The sequence below is a fragment of the Haladaptatus litoreus genome (genome assembly GCF_900156425.1).
GTDB classification, from domain to species: Archaea; Halobacteriota; Halobacteria; order Halobacteriales; family Haladaptataceae; genus Haladaptatus; species Haladaptatus litoreus.
In genome coordinates, this window is record NZ_FTNO01000001.1 from 1,735,984 (window position 1) to 1,751,133 (window position 15,150).

Here is a 15,150-nt window from a genome sequence, read left to right on the forward strand (position 1 = left end):
CGAATACGAATCCGACTCACGAAAACGTTCACGTCGCCCAATCCACCATTCGGTCGTACAACGGGGACGAACGCAGGGCGGTTTCGTCGCCGACGAGGACGAGGGCCTTTTTCGCTCGCGTGAGCGCGACGTTCACCCGGCGATAATCGTCGAAAATCGGACTGTCCAAATCGCCCGTCGCGACGAAGGAAACGATGATGACCTCCTTGCTCGACCCTTGGAACCTGTCCACCGTATCGACCGCGACCAAATCCGGAACCCGGCGCGAGATTTCCGCGACCTGTGCCCGGAACGGGGCGATGACGCCGATGTCCTCCCGCTGAACACCCGCACCCACGAATCGAGAGACGAGTTCTTTCACGCGCTCTGCCTCCTCCGGATTCGTGTTGCCGACTGCTCGTCCATCGGGTTCGACGAAGGTCACCCACCCCTGCAACTGCGCAGGGAGCGATTCGGCAGAAACACCCGGAAGGTCGGCGAGTCGCTGGCCAGCGACCTCGCCGTTTGCGGGTCGAAGCACCCCGTCGTAGAACTCCTGCGACGAAAAGGCCTGAATCTGCTGGGCCATCCGATACTGGCGTTCGAGCATGACCGATGCGTCGGGATACTGTTCTACGAGTCGCTCGAACAGCGATTCGGAGAGGTCGTTCTCAGCCCTGACGACAGGCGGAAGTTGGTGATGGTCACCGACTAGAACGAACCCCTCCGCGAGGTTGATTGCCGCGAGCGTCGCCGGTTCGGTCAACTGTGAGGCTTCGTCCACCAGTGCCACGTCGAACGCCTGTTCGCGCATGATACGCGAGCCACAGGTGGCAGTCGTCGCGGCGACGACGCTCGCCTGTTTGAGTTCCGCGGCGCGCGTTCCGGGGTCGCCGCCGTACTCCAACCTAATGTCCTGCATGTCCTCGCGGACCCCATTTTCCGTACCGACGCGGATTACATCCTCGAACCCCTGTTCGCGCAAGGCTTCGAGCGCGTTGTCCACCGCGCGGTTCGTGAACGCCGAGAGTAAAACGCGGTTGCCATCCTCGACCAACGCCCGAATCGTTCTCGCGATGGTGTAGGTTTTCCCGGTTCCGGGCGGCCCGTGGATGAGCGCGCAGTCCTCGGCGTTGACCGCCAAATTGACCGCCGCGTTCTGCGATTCGTTGTTCTGGATGTAGGCTTCGCTTTGCTCCGCAAATTCGGGTTCCTGCTCCCCGAACAGGACGGCTTTCCGTCGCGGGTCGCCCTTCAGCAGACAGTCGTGAAGCGCGGTGAGCATCCTATCCGCGGACAGTTCGGAGGGGTACACGTCCAGTCGGCGTAGTTCGACTGGTTCGTCGGTCGTGACGACGATTTCGTCTCCTAACCGCTTCACTCGCGCCAGTTCCCCGTGGCCGTCTACTGGGTGGCCATCGCTTGCTAACACCACGTCGCCCTCCCGAATTTTCGAAACCGAATCGTCCGTCTTCTTCGCGCGGAGTTCCCAGCGCCCACCCTCGATTTGGGTTTGCCCTGCGGGTTCCAAGTCGATGAGCGCGCGGTCGTCGTCCGCGCGCTCCTCCGCGGTCTGTTTCCACAACTTGGCGTACTCCGCGTGCGTCGCTCGTCGTTCCTCCTCGATTTCGCGGTATTTTCGGTCGAAGTACTCGCGTTCGTGTTCCGGAATCGGCGTGCCAATTTGCCCGGCCTTCGACTCCTGCCCGAGTCGCCCCGAGACGACCATGCAGGTGTCCTTCTCGAAGCAGTACTGGCATTTCGCGTTCGCTTCGTAGCCCGTCGGAACGCCCATGTCGAACTCCATGGCCGCGATTTCGTTGCGTGTTCGAACGACGAATTCGAGGAGTCCCTTCGCAATCGAGAACTCCTTCGCGGGCGAGAGGTCACCCGACTCCTCGGTTCTGTCCAGCGCGGAATTTTTCGTATACAGCAGGGTTCCCGTATCCGCCGGAACACCGCGCTCTTGCAGGAGCAGGGCGTAGCAGGCAGCCTGAATCTTGTCCTGAAACCGTGGGTCACGGTTCGTGTTTTTACCTGTCTTCAACTCGACGGGCATTCCGCGCCGCAAGGCGTCACAGCGTCCTTTGATGCCGAATCGCTCGCTGATGAGCGTGTATTCGCTTCGCCAGTCGTCCGTGTCGTCAAGCACGCCCTGTTCCAACCAGCCCTCGATTGCGGCGGCGTTCTGGCGCACTTCGCCGGCAACCTCTTCGGTTTCGCGGCCAAGCAGGCCGAGTTCCAGTCCTGCCTCTTCCACTCGTTCACCTATCGAGTCGTCCAACTCGCGCCCCCTGAGCAGGTCGCCGAACACCTCGTGAACGATGGTTCCCTTGATGACCGGATAGTTGAGTGGGATTCCGGACAGTTTGTTCAGGTAGTACATCCGGGGGCACTGCACCCACGAGCGAACGTCAGTCACGTTCACCAGAAATCCCGGTTCGACCACGACGTAGGATTCCTTGCTCGTCGCGTATGTCGTCTCCCCGTCGTACTCGGACTCCTCTACGTCCGTCACCAGCAGTTCCATTCCTTCTTCGAGGAGTTCCGCGCTCTCCGTCCACTTGCCCCACAGCGTCACCGTCTTCGGTGCGTCGTCGTCCGGTTTAACGAGTATTTCCGCGAGTTCGCGCTCGCCGTACCTGGTGGTCACGGTTCGCACCTCGCCCAACTCGGCGACAGTCCCCCGTATATTCACGAGGTTTTGTATAGTGTCTCACCGAAAAATTCTATCGATTGCTGCGAAGAGTTGGGGTGTCGTTTTGTGGTGGGACTGGGTCGCCAGTTGTTCGTCTCATTGTTGGTTCAGATAGTGGTCAGTTGGTTACAGAGGTTTGCACGATGTTGCTAGCTATTCCCGACTCCAATGGAACCGCCTCCGCACAGCGACGACCACACGCCTCCCCAACCGACTGCGTTTCTCGGTCGTTTCACTCCCTGCGATACTCATCCCTCGCGCGGAAATTAGCAGACCCTCGGCGGTGAACGCCTCGGGTCTGCTGACGCACGCGCCACTGTGGTATTGATAGTTTCGAGAACACCGTATTTGCGTCGTGGCGCGCGCTGGTGTAGAGCCGAGGACTTCACGTCCGAGGCTCTGCACTGAAGCCGCGTGAGGGATGACTGAGGAACGCAGTGACGAAGGAATCGGTTGGGGAGGCGTGTGGCTGTCGCTGTGCGGTGGCGGTTTTCAGTGAAGTCGAGACTTCCTCTTCGCCTTTCGTGAACAAACACCGGCGAGAACATACTCGGAGAATACCTCTCTTTGAATCCACCAATCCGATGTAAAACAGAACTAGTTCCGAAACTCTCTCCGCCGAGATTTCACCACGCGTATTCGTCACGCGGGTCGCGGTCGTCGCGCTCCGAATCGTACGCATGCTGGCCATCGACGAAAACGTGCTCGGCATCCGACGTAATCTCGAAGGGTTCGCCGTCCCACACGACAACGTCAGCATCAGTACCCTCTTCAAGCGTTCCAACACGACTTTCGATTCCCAAAATTTCGGCGGGGTTGCGCGTCACGGTTTCCAAAGCAACTTCCTCTGGAAGACCTTCTCGAATCGCCAAGCCGACACAGACGTCCAGATGCTCCTGCGGGAGTACCGGCGCGTCGGTCTGGATGGCGACTTTCACGCCCGCCTCGTGGAGGATTCCAGCGGTTTCGAACGTAATGTTCGAGAGTTCGTATTTCGCGCCCGAATAGAGAGAAGGGCCGACGATGGCTGGCACGTCGCGTTTTACGAACTCGTCGGCGAGGACGTGGCCCTCGGTTGCATGTTCGATGGAGAGGTCAGAGATGCCGAACTCATCAGCAATACGAAAGACTGTCGCAATGTCGTCCGCGCGGTGGGCGTGGACGCGAAGCGGGAGGTCACCTTCAACAACGCGGGCGAGGTTTTCGAGCCCCAAATCTCGGTCGAAGGGGTCGCCCTCTTCCTCGGCTTTCTCGCGCCGGGAAACGTAACCTTCGGCGTCCATGAGCGCCTGTCGGAGGGTGGCGGCGATTCCGGGCCGCGTGGTGGGTTCGCGCCCGTTCTGGTCGCCGTGGACGCGCTTCGGATTTTCACCCATCGCGGCTTTCATGCCGTCCTCCTGAATCAGCATCTCGTCGGCGAGGTCGCCGTAGGTTTTCATCGAGCAGATGATTCCGCCGACGACGTTCGCGCTTCCCATGCGCGCGCTGACAGTCGTCACGCCGCCCTGATAGGCGTGTTGCAGTTCCTCGTCGCGCGGGTGGAAGCCGTCGAGCGCGTTGACGTGCGGCGTCACCGGGTCGGTGAGTTCGTTCACGTCGCCGTCTTCCGGTTCGCCCCACTCGCCCATCCCGGCGTGGCTGTGGGCTTCCACGAGTCCCGGCGTGACCGGCTTTCCGCCAGCGTCGATGACTTCGGCGTCATCGGGTACGTCAACGTCCGCATCCGCGCCGACCGCGACGATTTTGCCGTCCTCGAACAGCACGGTTCCGTTTTCGATAGTGCCTGCTTCGGAAACCGTGCGAACCTCTCCATTGACAATTGCCTGCATTGCACAATCCTACGGAAGCGGGGAAATCAGTGTTTCGGTTCGAAATACATCGTGTTCGTTCGCTATCCGATTCTATCGCCCTTCGAACTCCGGCGTCTCCTTCTCGAAGAACGCCGCCAGTCCGCGTTCGTAATCGTCAGTTTCGGTCATCCGGGCGATGCTGTCGGTTTCGCTCGCCATCTGCGCCGACAGGTCGCGGCCCAGTCCGCGGTTGAACAGGCGTTTCGTCGTGCCGTAGGCGCGAGTCGGCCCGTCCGCGAGAGATTCCGCGAGTTCGGCGAGTCTAGCGTCGAAGTCGTCCGCGACTTCCGTTGCGAGTCCTGTATCCACGGCCTCCTCGGGAGCAATCGGTTCGTCAAGCAGGGCGATTTCCTTCGCCCGGCGCAGGCCGACGAGGTGCGGGAGGAAGTACGTCGAACCGCCGTCTCCCGTCAGGCCGACTTTCGGGTACGCGAACTCCAGTCGGGATTCCTCCGCGAGCAGGACGATGTCGCCGGAAAGCGCGAGTCCGAACCCACCGCCAGCAGAAACGCCGTTTATGCCCGTAACGACCGGTTTCGGCGCGCGAACCAGATTTTCGATGGAGCGATGCAGGCTCGACGCGATTTTTCGGAGGATGCGCGCGTCGTCCGAATTCCCCGACAGCACCGACAGGTCGGCACCCGTGTTGAACACGCCGTCGGTTCCCGTGAGGACGATACAGCGCGAATCGTCGTCGTGTAGAGCCATCGTAACAGTTCGCAGTTCGTTCGCCATCTCGCGGTTCATCGCGTTGTGCGTTTCGGGGCGGTTCATGGTCACGCGGGCAATGTCGCCGACGCGCTCGACATCGAGATATTCGAACTCCATCATACCGTTTTCTGTGTGGGGAATCGTGAAAACCGTACCTGATGAAATCGTATCACAACTTAACGAAAATCCATTCGCCGGACAAAAGGTCAAGAATTTAGTACCCCATGTTGAGTACGGTAGCCGTATGGAGCGATTTGACGTTTCTGTCGTGGGCGGCGGTCCCGCCGGGATGTCGGCAGGGGAGCAAGCCGCGACGCACGGTGCGAGCGCCGTCGTCTTGGAACAGGGCGTCCCCCGCGCTGACCGAGAGTTCCTCGGCCCAGATTCCACCGATGCCGCCGGAATGTTGGACTACTGGGTGGACATCATGGACGAAGACTATCGGGAGATTCCCGACCACATCATCCTACAGGAACTCGACAGGGTGGAGTTTCTCGGCCCGAACGAGAACGCGGTTCTCCGCAGAACGGGAATCGAAGCCTCGTACCCCAAGATGGGATTCACCTTCAACCGCACGTGGATGGACGACTGGCTGAGAGAGCGCGCGGAGGACGCCGGGGCAGGGTACCGCGTCGGCGTCGGCGTCAAGCGCGCCGAAACCGACCTCGACGCCGAGTACCGCCATACCCTCCGACTGGCCGACGGCGAGGACATTGCCGCAAAATATCTGATTCTCGCCGACGGCCCACAGCGCCGAATCACGCTCTCCGCGCTCGACCAGTTCATGCCCGAGGGGCGCTCGGTGAGCGACCACCTCAGCCCGCCGACGGCGAACCACATCGCCTATCAGGAGTATCGGGAGATTCCCGAAGAACTGTTCGAACGCTCGGCGCTGAAATTCTGGTGGGGCTACATTCCCGGCGAGACGGCGTATCCGTGGGTGTTCCCGAACGACGGCACGGTGGCACGCGTCGGCCTCACGATGCCAATCGGGATGAACATCGACAACATCGACAATCCAGAATCCTACGTCCTGCTGAACGAGGACGACGAGAGCCTGCCCCGCGCCGGGGAGTACATCCGCAGACTCCTCGAACACGAGTACGGCGACGAGTACGACATCGAGACGGATTTCCCGCTGGTCGAAGACCGCGGGAAATCCGGCGGCACCGAAACCTACCCGATTTCCTCGACCAAACCAATCGAATCGCCGGTCAAAGCCGGAATCGCCGTCGCTGGCGGCGCGATGGGTACCACCAGCGCGTTCCACGAAGGCGGCTACCACGTTGCGGTTCGAACCGGCAAAATCGCCGGAGAACTCGCCGCGACCGATTCGCTCGAATCGTACAACGACGAATGGAAGGCCGCAATCGGCGACGAAATCCTCCGGAACGTCTCCTTCGCGGATATCGTCGCGGACTACGGCCCGGACGATTGGGACGACACGTTTTCGATGGCGGACAGTCTGCTCAAATCGGAAGGAAAGGGACTTCTCCGGTCGAAGTTCGGGTCGGGTGTTAAGGCCGCTAAAGTCGCCGCCAAGTACAAGAAAACCAAATATCGCTATCGCAACGGCGGCTACGTCCAGTTGAAGGAATCGGAGTACACCATCTAAATTCGGACGAGAAACTGCGATTTTATCGCATTTATGACAGTGTCTAGTAGGAGATAACCCGAAAGCCCTTATCGGGTTCGACGCTAACCTATTCTTTGCGTACCTCAGTCCCCGCCGGAGCAGTCCCACTTCGGGAGCGATGACCGAGCGGAGAACCCGGGTGCGCGACAGTTCAGTGAGCGTGGTGATTGCTCTGAAATCACCCTTTGATCCGGTGGAACCGGCTCGAACGTGGCAGTTCTCAAACTCGCCTGCCGAGATGGTAACTGCGTCTCGGTGCTTGGTGGTTCGTCCACCCGCCCGGCACGAGGGTTTGCCAGCCGACGCGGCACGCCGCCTCGGGATGAGGCTGGAAGTTAGTGTTCCGGGCGACATTCTACAACTCGATAGCGAAACGCTTCTCGATTCGAGCCGACTGATATTTACATATTAACCCATTGTTAGATTTTACCCAAAAACATTGGTACGATACGCCATATCATGAAACTCGACAGACGAACACTCATCCGGTCGGTCGGTGGAACGGTTGCCACCGCGGGCATCCTTGGAAGCGCAAGCACGGCCACGGCAGAAGGCTCGTACACGAATCACTACTACAGCGGGTTCGACTACTGGAAGTACGTTCCCGATTCGGCGGGGGCAGGGTCACCCCTCGTGGTGATGCTCCACGGTTGTACCCAAGACGCAGACCAGTTCCGCGTGGAAACGGGTATGAACGAAGTCGCGGACGAAGAGGGCTTCGTCGTCATCTACCCCGACCAGTACAATGCCCGAAACAGCGAACAGTGCTGGAACTGGTTCTACGACGCGAACACCGTCCGCGGAAACGGTGAGGCCGCGGTCATCGCCGGGATGACACAAGAAACGACAGACGCGCACAGTCTCGATGCAGAACGGGTGTACGTCGCCGGACTGTCGGCGGGCGGGGCGATGGTTCCGAACTTGCTTGCCGAGTACGCCGACATCTACGCGGCGGGCGGCATCCACTCCGCACTGGAATACGACGCCGCGGACACCGTGACCGGGGCGACGGCGGCGATGGAGTACGGCGGGCCAGACCCCTACGCGAAGGGTATCGACGCCTACGACGCGATGGAATACTACGGGATTACGAGTTTGCTCCCGACCATCGTCTTCCACGGAACCGCGGATGGCACAGTCGTGCCGATAAACGGCGACCAAGCGACGGTTCAGGCGATTCAGACCAACGACCTCGCGGAAGACGGCGCGAACGACGACAACGTCGATACGACCCCGGATTCGGTGACGAACGGACAATCCGACTCGTTCAGCTACACGGTTTCGGAGTATCACGACGACTCAGGCACGAATCTGGTGGAGTACTGGGAAGTGGACGGCATGGGCCATGCGTGGTCGGGCGGAACCGCAGGTGGGGAGTACACCGCGCCGGGCGGCCCGGACGCGAATCGTCGGATGTGGAACTTCTTCAGCCAACACACGAGGAGTGAGTGGTAATAGTCGGGGAAGCTACAACGAAATCAGCAATACGACAGTGAGAGGTGGAGAGTCGGGAACAAATCACGACTCCACTGAAACCGCCACCGCCCACATTCCTCCCCAACCGATTCGCTCACTCATCCCTCGCGCGAACCCACGCAGGCCCTCGGCGGCAAGCGCCTCGGGCCTGCTGGCGCACGCGCCATGATGGTTTGTGAAGATTTCGAACTCCCGAATTTGCCTTGTGGCGCGCGCTGGAACGAGCCGGAGGACTTCACGTCCGGAGATTCGTGCTGACAGCGTGCGAGGTCTTCGTGAGCGACGGAGGAGCGAGCGAATGGCTCATCAGAGCTTGCCTCTGATGGTGGATGACTGACCGAGTGAAACGAGGGAAGAAATCGGTTGGGGAGGTTCGTGGGACGGTGCGGTGGCGGTTGCGGTATTTGTTGTCGTGACTTGCTTTCTTTCCGTACAATCCCCAGTCACGCGGTATTTGTCGTCAACAACAGCTAGCACACCAACTATCCCAATAGCCGATGATGAATTTCGCCAGCGCCCCCACAGCTCGAAAAACGATCCTAGTCCAAGAGCGCAAATCGTTTTTTACACCCCCACCAACACCACGCCATGAACACGCAGGAAATCGCAGACCTCGGGCCGGACGAGCGCCGCGCGCTGTTCGACCGGGACGCCGGAATCGAGAGCGTCCGGAGCGACGTGCGCGACATCATCGGCCGAGTGCGTACCGAGGGCGACGTGGCGGTTCGAGAGTTCTGCCGCGAGTTCGACGACGTAGAAGTCGGCAACATCGACATCACGGACGACGCCGAACGCGCCTACGAGGAAATCGACGCGGACGTGCGCGAGGCCATCGAAGACGCCGCGGAAAACATCCGCGAGTTCCACGAAGCCCAGATGCCAGAAGACTGGCGCGAGGACTTCGACGGGCGCGAACTCGGCCGCCGATTCCGCCCCATCGAGCGCGTCGGCGTGTACGCACCGGGCGGCACCGCGGCGTACCCCTCCAGCGCGCTGATGGGTGTCATCCCCGCGAAAGTCGCCGGAGTGGAGCAGGTCGCCGTGGCCACGCCGCCGGGGGAACCGCAGAACCCCATCACGCTGGCCGCGATTCACGCCGCGGGCGCGGACAAGGTGTACCGCGTCGGCGGAGCGCAGGCTATCGGCGCGATGGCTTACGGAACCGAGCAGGTTGACCGCGTGCAGAAAATCGTCGGCCCCGGCAATCGCTGGGTCACGGCGGCGAAAGCGGAGGTGCAGGGCGACGTGGCAATCGACTTCCTCGCCGGGCCGAGCGAACTGTTCGTCCTCGCGGACGCGTCGGCAAGTCCGAAACACGTCGCCAGCGACATGGTCGCGCAGGCGGAGCACGACGAAAACTCCCCGGTGGTCACGGTGACCGACGACGCCGACTTTGCCGAGGAAATCATCGAGGAAATCGACCGACAGGCGAGCGAACGCGAGCGAGAGGACGTGATTCGGGTCGCGCTCGAAAACGACGACAGCGGCGTGTTCGTCGCCCGGTCGATGAGCGAGGGTCTGCTGTTCGCGGAGGAGTACGCCGCAGAACACCTCTCGATTCAGGCCGAAAACGACGAGGAGCTTTTGAACCGCATCGACAGCGCGGGAAGCGTTTTCTTGGGTTCGTACACCCCGGTCGCGGCGGGCGATTACGCCTCAGGGACGAATCACGTTCTACCGACGACCGGTCTGGCGAAAATCACGGGTGGGCTGTCGGTCGATACCTTCCTCCGCTCGACCACTGTTCAGCGATTGGACGAGGATGCCCTCGATTCGATTTCGGAAACGATTACGACCCTCGCGGAGGCGGAAGGGTTGGAAGCGCACGCGGAAAGCGTGCGCAAGCGGTTCGAGTAGGAGAAGGAGACAGAGACGGAAATACTCGTTTCGGGGTAGTGTTTTATTGTTTCAGTCCGTCCTTCGGAAACGTTCGAGCGATGAACGTCATAGCAGAGTTCGACCTCTCCACGCCGATTTTGGCGGAGACGCGCCGTGCCGTCACCGGGTTGGTCGTCGATATAGAGGATTTGCAACTCCGGTCGGGAAAGGCACCGGCCCTCGTCTGCTGGGTGGACTGCGACGACTTCGACACCATCGACAGAAAACTACCGAACGACCCGACTGTCGAAGCGTTCGAGATTCTCGCCGAAAGCAGCGGGCGGCGACTGTATCGCGTGGCGCTGTCGGAGGAAGGTGAAACCTCCCTCGTCTATCCAATCGCAGTAGAACACGGTATCACGTTTCTCGAAGTGCGGGCCACGGACGATGGAACGCACATCAGCGCCCGGATTCCCAACCGGGACGTGCTGTTCTCGTTACAGAGCCGATTGGAAGAACGCGACGTTTCGCTCCAACTCAAACGAATCTATCGCGCGGACGACCCCGGCGAAGCGTCTTACGGCATCTCCGAGCGACAGCGAGAAATCCTGTTGTACGCCGTCGAAGAAGGGTTTTTCGAGGTACCGCGACAAATCACGCTTCGAGAAATCGCCGCGGAGTTCGACATTTCCGACCAAGCCGTTTCGACGCTCCTGCGGCGAGGGCTGACGAACCTCCTCCGTCACACCCTCGTCTCGTCCCCGGACACTTAAAGCGTTGAGTAGCCAACGAAAGGCGATACTTCAGCTCCCCCGCTAGGCTCGGATGCATCAGATGTCCCCAAAGGCAACAGCACTGGAAGACGGCGGCACAGAACAGTTCTCGTACCAGCGCCAGCCGAACGAAACACCGACTGAGGCGGTTCTATCTGCTGTTTCTGCGGTTTCCAATCGAAAAATCATTCCAACTGCAACTGGCGATGGTGACTTGGATGCCCTCGAACCGTTGTACGACGCCATCAATCCCGACGCGCTCGACGCACTTGTCGGCTCTATCGAGGACGGCTCGGGCAGTGACGGAAGCGTGACGTTCGATTACAGCGGCCACGAGGTGACGGTGAAAAGTTCGGGCGAAATACTGGTTCGTCCGCCCTCGTCTCGCAACTACTGAGAGTTTACTTCCCGAGCGCGCTGCTCGTCGCGGATAATCCGGCCTCCACGTCCACGTCGGCACCCTGTTTTTCCAAGGCATCGCCGAGCGCGCTGACCAGATAGGACACCGTCTCGGGACGGGCGGAGTAGCCCATACAACCGATGCGGAAGATTTCGCCGTCCAAATCCCCGAGTCCAGTCGCGATTTCGAGGTCGTACTGCTCCAGCAGGTAGTCGGTCACGTCAGTGTCCGTGACGCCCGAAGGGACGCGAACCGCGTTGAGACTCGGCAACCAGTAGTCGTCCGGCGCGTTCATCTCGATTCCCATCGCCTCGACGCCCGCCTTGAGCGCGCCAGCCATCTCTCGGTGGCGTTCCCATCGCGCTTCGATGCCTTCCTCGGCAACGAGGCGGAGAGCTTCGCGGAGCGCGTAGACGTTCGTAATCGGCGCGGTGTGGTGGTAGGCGCGTTCGTCGCCCCAGTAGCCTTCGAGTAAGCTAAGGTCGAGATACCACGACCGGGCGGGTTCCTCGCGCGACAGAACTTTGTCCATCGCACGGTCGTTGAGCGTCAGCGGACTCGCACCCGGTGGACAGGAGAGGCATTTCTGCGGGCCGGAGTAGGCCACGTCGATGCCCCATTCATCAACACGGAGTTCGACGCCGCCGAGGGAGGTGACGCAGTCGGCAATCACGAGCGCATCGTGGTCGTGCGCGATGGCTGTGAGTTCAGAAACGTCGGGTTGAACAACGCCCGTACTCGTTTCGGCGTGAACGAAGCCGAACACGTCCGGGTCGTGTTCTTCGAACGCGGCTTGGACATCTTCCGGGTCGAGGGGTTCACCCCACGGCGCATCGACGTGGACGACCTCGCTACCTGCGCGCTTCGCCATCGATTCCATCCGCCCGCCAAAATAGCCGTTCGTCGGAACCAACATGGTGTCGCCGGGTTCGACCACGTTGCCTATCGCGGCCTCCATCGAAGCCGACCCTGTTCCGGACACCGGAATCGTCCACTTATTGTCGGTTCGGAAGGTGTATCGGAGCAGGTCTTGCACGTCGTTCATCACCTCGATAAACGACGGATCTAAATGACCGACCAACGGCGTGCTCATCGCCCTGAGCACGCGGGGATGCACTTCGCTCGGGCCGGGGCCCATCAGCGTCCTGTCTGGTGGTGTCAACTCGCCTACGGTGGGCTTTTCCATGCGCCACAGTATCACGCGAGGTACCAAAAACCCCGCCTTCCCGGCACCCCGCGTCCAACGTCTCGTTGAATCGGGCAACGCGGCGTTTCTCCGGTCGAACGGTTTCCGAACGGTAGAAACAGTCGCCGCAGTTTATTCGGGCTATCCGTGTATGCCGGGACACCCCAGCACGTTGCTGGGCGGAGGAAAACAATGGCACAACAGAGACACATGCAGGGTTCACACGGACAGCAGCACGGCCAGAGTCAGCAGTACGGTCAACCGCAGACACAACGACACGGCCAACCACAACAGCAGCGCCAGATGCAAGGACAGCAGTATGGCCAACCACAACAACAGAGCCAGATTCCCGGTGGTCAGCAGGGCCAACAGGGAATCGGTCAGCAAGGCATGGGTCAACAGGGAATGACCCAGCAAGGCCAACAAACGACACAACAGGTTGGCCAGTTCGAAGACCAACTGCCGGGCGAGATGCGAATCGCGCTCGAAGACTTCGAGAAGGCCGCGAAGGTGTGTGACTGGTGTGCCGACCAGTGCATCGACGAAGGGCCACAGATGGCAAACTGCATCCGACTCTGCCGCGACGTTGCAGACCTCGGGACGCTGAACGCGAAGCTCATCTCCCGCGATTCGGTCTTCGGGCCGGAAGTCGCGGAAGTGTTCGCGCGCGCCGCCGAGGAATGCGCCGACGAGTGCAGACAGCACCCGCACGCGCACTGTCAGGAGTGTGCAACAGTGCTTTCCCGAGCCGTCGATTCGACCTACCGACTGCTCGACGGGCTTCAGAGCGGACAAGAGTCGTCTACTCAACAGCAATCGCCGATGCAGCAGTCGCCCGTCCAGCAGTCGCAATTCTAAGGTCGCACTCTTTTTTGCGTGCCATTCGTGCAGGACGATTGCCGACACCGACGATAGCAGCGGGTTCGTTCCGGAGTGCCGTTCGTTACTGCCTCGAATCGACGGTTTCGGCGGCGAACCGGCCGAAACGGTCACATCGTCTTATTTTCGTCTCGGCGGTACCCTGTCCGGGGAACCACCATGGCACAACAGCACAGTCAGCGCGGCGGGTATCGACAGGTGAGCGAAACGCGGATGGGGTCGCGCGGAACGCGAGGGCAGGCAGGTTCGACGGGAGGGCAAACAAACGAGATGCAAACCGGGCAACCGCAGCAGATGGAAGACGAACCGAGTGCTGTCGGCAAACAGACGGCCCAACAACCTACCGCACCAATCGGCGGCAAAGAGAAGTTCGAAGACCACCTGACGAGCGAAGTCGAACTGGTTCTCGACGATTTCCAGAAGCTCGAAACGACCGCGGAGTGGTGTTCGGACTGGTGCGCAGAACGCGGGCCGCAACTGGGCGAATGCGCGCGAATCTGCCGCGACGTTGCGGACATCGCACATCTGGGAATTCAGTTGATGTCGCGCAACCCCTATCGTCACATCGACATCGGTGAGATGATGCAACGGGTGTTCGAGCAGTCGCTCGCCGAACTGCGTCAGCATCCCGACCCGCCAGTTCAGGATACAGCACACGTTCTCGAACGCGCACTGACATCGCTTTCTCGCGGGATTTCCGCGGTTCAGCGGGAAGGATTGGGCCGATAGGCGACCCGTCCGTTTTCGGAGAGAAGTTTATAGTCACAGAATGCGAAGAGGAACTCCCATGATGGTCGGCCACGCTCTGCTAGCCTTCGCGCTGGCGGCACTCGTCGCCAACCGATACTGGCCCGCAGAGCGCGCGCTCACGTTCGGCGTGGTCGCGGGCGCGTTCGCCACGATTCCCGACGTAGACATGGCCTACGCGCTGGTCGGACTCGCGCAGGCCGGATTCGGCGGTGTGTGGTCGATGACCAACGCGTTTTGGGGGAGTTCACAACTCGTCCACAGGGCGGTGACACATTCGCTCGTCGTCGCGCTCGTCGCGGCCCCCGGTTTCGTCCTGCTCACTGGAAGAAGGGATAAAAGAGCGGTTGGCGCAGTGATTCTCTCGGCGCTCGTCTGGATTAGCTTCGCGGAAAGCGGCGTCCTCGGTGGAGGCGTCATGCTCGTCTTCGTACTGGCGGGAACAGCACTCGCACTCGCCGTGGATGCTCGCACCGACCTCCAACCCCGAGAGCTACTCCTCGCGGCGGCGTTCGGCCTGCTGTCCCACCCCTTCGGCGACGTGTTCACGGGCGAACCGCCGCAGTTCCTCTACCCCTTCGACACCGTCCTGCTTCACAACCGGGTCGCCCTGTATCCTCCCGACCCGACGCTGAACCTGCTCGCGATCTTCGGCGTGGAACTGGCGGCCGCGTGGCTCGCCGTTTTCGCGTACTTCCGCTTGCGCGACGGCCACCGCGACCACGAGAAGCGCCTCCTCGGTCACGTTCACGGGCGAGCAACGCTCGGCGCAGGCTACGCACTCACCGCGCTGTTCCTTCCGGCACCGACGCTCGACGTTTCGTACCACTTCGTCTTCTCGGTGCTCGCGGTCGGGGCCGTTGGCGTCGGCCCGAAACTGTATCCACTGCGTTCGTTCCGTGTCGAGCGCGACCCTCGGGCGTGGCTCTGCACCGGCATGGCCGCGGTTACGGTCGCGGTACTGGCCTACGCAGGTGCCTACATCACGGCCTAACCT

General features: G+C 61.0%; 12 protein-coding genes. 8 read left to right on the plus strand and 4 right to left on the minus strand.

Going from position 1 to position 15,150, the window contains the following annotated elements:
- Positions 1-28: 28 nt before the first annotated feature.
- The 3 genes from BW974_RS09165 to BW974_RS09175 all read right to left on the minus strand — a co-directional run bounded on the left by BW974_RS09165 (position 29) and on the right by BW974_RS09175 (position 5,358).
- On the minus strand, positions 29-2,677 hold the full coding sequence (locus BW974_RS09165; RefSeq protein ID WP_076429831.1) for an AAA domain-containing protein: 2,649 nt from the start codon (positions 2,675-2,677) through the stop codon (positions 29-31).
- A 626-nt stretch (positions 2,678-3,303) separates the two neighbouring features.
- Entirely contained in the window at positions 3,304-4,506 is a 1,203-nt protein-coding gene (locus BW974_RS09170) for an amidohydrolase (RefSeq protein ID WP_076429832.1), read from the minus strand.
- A gap of 72 nt (positions 4,507-4,578) precedes the next feature.
- A complete protein-coding gene (locus BW974_RS09175) occupies positions 4,579-5,358 on the minus strand; it encodes an enoyl-CoA hydratase/isomerase family protein (RefSeq protein WP_076429833.1) in 780 nt (259 codons plus the stop codon).
- 124 nt (positions 5,359-5,482) lie between these two features.
- On the opposite strand from BW974_RS09175, the gene BW974_RS09180 reads away from it, so the two are divergent.
- The 5 genes from BW974_RS09180 (at position 5,483) to BW974_RS09200 (ending at position 11,338) form a co-directional block, all read left to right on the plus strand.
- Complete coding sequence (locus BW974_RS09180) at positions 5,483-6,853, plus strand: NAD(P)/FAD-dependent oxidoreductase (protein WP_076429834.1); 1,371 nt, start codon at positions 5,483-5,485, stop codon at positions 6,851-6,853.
- A gap of 480 nt (positions 6,854-7,333) precedes the next feature.
- A complete protein-coding gene (locus BW974_RS09185; RefSeq protein WP_076429835.1) occupies positions 7,334-8,329 on the plus strand; it encodes an extracellular catalytic domain type 1 short-chain-length polyhydroxyalkanoate depolymerase in 996 nt (331 codons plus the stop codon).
- Between the two features lie 609 nt (positions 8,330-8,938).
- On the plus strand, positions 8,939-10,207 hold the full coding sequence (hisD, locus tag BW974_RS09190) for a histidinol dehydrogenase (protein ID WP_076429836.1): 1,269 nt from the start codon (positions 8,939-8,941) through the stop codon (positions 10,205-10,207).
- 80 nt (positions 10,208-10,287) lie between these two features.
- Positions 10,288-10,941, plus strand: coding sequence for a helix-turn-helix domain-containing protein (locus BW974_RS09195; protein ID WP_076429837.1), 654 nt, complete (start codon positions 10,288-10,290; stop codon positions 10,939-10,941).
- 61 nt (positions 10,942-11,002) lie between these two features.
- Positions 11,003-11,338, plus strand: a complete 336-nt coding sequence (locus BW974_RS09200) for a HalOD1 output domain-containing protein (RefSeq protein WP_084186223.1) — start codon at positions 11,003-11,005, stop codon at positions 11,336-11,338.
- Positions 11,339-11,342: 4 nt separating this feature from the next.
- On the opposite strand, the gene BW974_RS09205 is transcribed toward BW974_RS09200, so the two are convergent.
- On the minus strand, positions 11,343-12,527 hold the full coding sequence (locus BW974_RS09205) for a pyridoxal-phosphate-dependent aminotransferase family protein (RefSeq protein ID WP_076429839.1): 1,185 nt from the start codon (positions 12,525-12,527) through the stop codon (positions 11,343-11,345).
- Between the two features lie 192 nt (positions 12,528-12,719).
- Here BW974_RS09205 and BW974_RS26465 point away from each other — a divergent pair, with 192 nt between their 5' ends.
- From BW974_RS26465 to BW974_RS09220, 3 genes are all read left to right on the plus strand, one after another.
- Positions 12,720-13,385, plus strand: a complete 666-nt coding sequence (locus tag BW974_RS26465) for a four-helix bundle copper-binding protein (protein WP_245799977.1) — start codon at positions 12,720-12,722, stop codon at positions 13,383-13,385.
- Between the two features lie 180 nt (positions 13,386-13,565).
- On the plus strand, positions 13,566-14,135 hold the full coding sequence (locus BW974_RS09215; protein WP_245799979.1) for a four-helix bundle copper-binding protein: 570 nt from the start codon (positions 13,566-13,568) through the stop codon (positions 14,133-14,135).
- Positions 14,136-14,193: 58 nt separating this feature from the next.
- A complete protein-coding gene (locus BW974_RS09220) occupies positions 14,194-15,147 on the plus strand; it encodes a metal-dependent hydrolase (RefSeq protein WP_076429840.1) in 954 nt (317 codons plus the stop codon).
- Positions 15,148-15,150: the final 3 nt, after the last annotated feature.